The sequence below is a fragment of the Phyllobacterium sp. P5_D12 genome, assembly GCF_054049495.1.
In genome coordinates, this window is record NZ_JBFUMG010000722.1 from 1 (window position 1) to 1,896 (window position 1,896).

General features: G+C 55.1%; 1 pseudogene. It reads left to right on the forward strand.

The features are described 5' to 3' along the window. Nucleotides 1-207, forward strand: a pseudogene (locus ACXJ5O_RS25695) (LysE family translocator); the annotation flags it as partial. Nucleotides 208-1,896: the final 1,689 nt, after the last annotated feature.

Sequence of the window (1,896 nt, forward strand, 5' to 3'; positions counted from 1 at the left end):
ATGCAGCATGGCGGAAGCATTCCTCTACAGGCGCTGATCCTGTCTGCGATCTTCATCGCCCTTTGTGGGATCGTCTACACGAGCTTGAGTCTCGGGATCGCCGCAGTGGGAAAGAAGAGCGGCTTCAGCGATTGTCGCCGCAGATGGATTGAAGGAGTAGCAGGCGCATTTTTGATCGTGGCGGCTGGTCGGTTGGCGACAAATTAAAGCGTGGGATTTACACTGCTGTGCCATTCTCTGTGCTCTAATGTAAGCAGAGCAAATTCCCGGGCACGAGGTCTTTAGAGCAATGGTATACCAATGGGCTCTTGGCTGGAAACAATACGATTTGTGTCCATGGCGCAACCAATGGACCAACTTCCAACAGACGCTTGGCACATAGGTTCCGCTTAGAGAACGTCGCGGGATGTTTACGATCGCGGAGAAAAACCGGTGCCTATCAGCAGAATTGATCACGTTCAACTAGCTATGCCAGTTGGCAAGGAGAACGCTGCTCGGGATTTCTACGAGGGTTTGCTTGTTGATGAAGACCTGCCGCAAGCTGGGCATCTCCTTCTTCACCTATCTCGGCGACCGACTTGGGCTGAACAGGCAGGAAAGTTCTCAGCTGAGAATTTTCCTCTTAAAGCACCTGGCTCCCAATACGAGAATCGCCAGGCTGCCTAAAAGTTCTCAGCTGAGAACTTTTATAAAGCTGCACACCAAAAACCGGCAACGTATGGCGGTGTCGCGGCTCATCCAGCGAAACTTGATTTCGGCGATTGCTTTGCTTACGCCTGCGCTAAAACCCACCATATCTACACGGGCGACGATCTTTCGTACACTTATGCGATGCCAGTATTTATTGCCGCCAACTTCGCAGTTTATGGCGAGCCATATACATACCTCATGAGATCGACGCCACCCCAGCCGTCGAGGGTGAGCTATGCTCCGAGTTTTCGGCCAGATCGACTAGATCTTCGGCTGTTACTTCCCACCCGCCGATGGGTACAGATCGCTTGTCTGCCCTGGTCCGTGCTCGATCGGACGCACGATGAAGGCGGTGCGTAGCCCGCATTTGCGGGCCGCGGCAAGATCACAGTTGTGGGCGGCTACAAGACAGACCTCTTCGGGGAGCATCGCCAAAATACCAGCCGTCCGTAGATAGGCTTCCGGTAGCGGTTTGTACGCCCTCACCACCTCAGCACCCAAATCGCGTCCCAAGGAAGTCCGGTCCGCTTGGCCATATTGAGCATCAGGAGGACATTGCCGTTCGAGTGTGTCGCAATGATATATCGCGCTTTCAGGCGTTGTAGGCCCACGATAGAATCTGGCCACGGATCCAATCGATGCCAAGCCAGATTGAGCTCGTCCAACTCCGCACAAGGCATGCTTGTGTGGTCGACGCCATATTCCGTCAATGTCCCTTCCAGATTCTCCCGGTGCAAGACATCCAGCCCCGTGAAGGGTCGCCGACCGCTTCTTACTTCTTCTATCGCTGGGGAATAGCGGAGGCGGCCATGCATCAGCGAATTCAGCGGGATCAAGGTTGACAACACCGTGTCGGGCCAAGAATGCGGCTACTTCTCGCGCCACGCCACTGCGCCAGTCGACAACGGTTCCGAACATATCGAACACCAGCGCACGACCGCCGTCCAATGCATCGCTCTTCAGAGCTCCCTCCTGCTACGATCAGTCCCAGCTCCAGGCCGTCTCAGCGCTCAAGCAGCGGTCTGCGACGAACGGTTTTCCGGCTCCGGACCGGACGGAGCAGACGCATGACTTGCAGCCCCGAAGGTAAGACGCGACAATTTCAATTTTCAAACGGGTTTAGTGCAGACCTTAACTGCTCATCCAGGATCTTTTGAAGAGCCGACAGAAGCTGGTCGCACTTGCCCGCCGGGACAGAGGAGTTGG